At 43.7% G+C, this 645-nt stretch carries 1 protein-coding gene; it reads right to left on the bottom strand.

All coding sequences use genetic code 11. From position 1 onward, the window contains the following. Positions 1-116: 116 nt before the first annotated feature. Positions 117-645 (bottom strand): hypothetical protein (locus A3763_RS27855; RefSeq protein ID WP_197482651.1); only part of this gene is annotated, 529 nt, incomplete at its 5' end.

Here is a 645-nt window from a genome sequence, read left to right as displayed (position 1 = left end):
AGCTTCTAGATGCGTCTCACATAAAAGTGGGTTTCTTAATTGTGTATAGCGACTCCACAAAGCAAGCGCTTCACTCCAGGATGACTGCCAACGCTCTAAAAGCGACTCGTCGGTTATCATGATGAGCGACCTTTACTTGTATTCAAGACCGCAGATCCCGAACACTCAGTAATGATGACTGAGAAAGTCTCCGGCGAGGTAAATACGAGTGTATCGTCAAGTTGTGCGACCGAATTGATATCTGTAAGGTCGCTGAAACGGCCGAGCGATATGAGTTTTGGGTTGTAACTTATCTGTTGATCTATTTGTTTTAGGTCTTCAGGTTGTAGATTATCGCTGGGAATGAGTGTCGCCCCAAATGAATCGGCATAGAGTCTCCAAATATGCGTGTCAGAAAGAACATACAGTTGGTCACCTTCAACGAAGATCTTGGGTGGCAACGGAAAATCTCCGCCAACAAGGCTGCATTTGCCAACGCGGTATTTTTCACGAATCTCCGTACCGTTTGTGCTTGTCTTTATTTGTTGAGGTTCAAACCATCTACTCGTTTTTAATTGATCAAAGTGGTAATTCAGATCGTGACTGTCAGAGAGCTTAAATAGTTTTCTGGTTACTCGGTCTGGTAGCTCATTGATTTTTTTCAGC

This window comes from Oleiphilus sp. HI0128 (genome assembly GCF_001635365.1).
The sequence above is the reverse complement of the archived record's forward strand: the minus strand, read 5'-3'. Positions and strand labels throughout refer to the sequence as shown.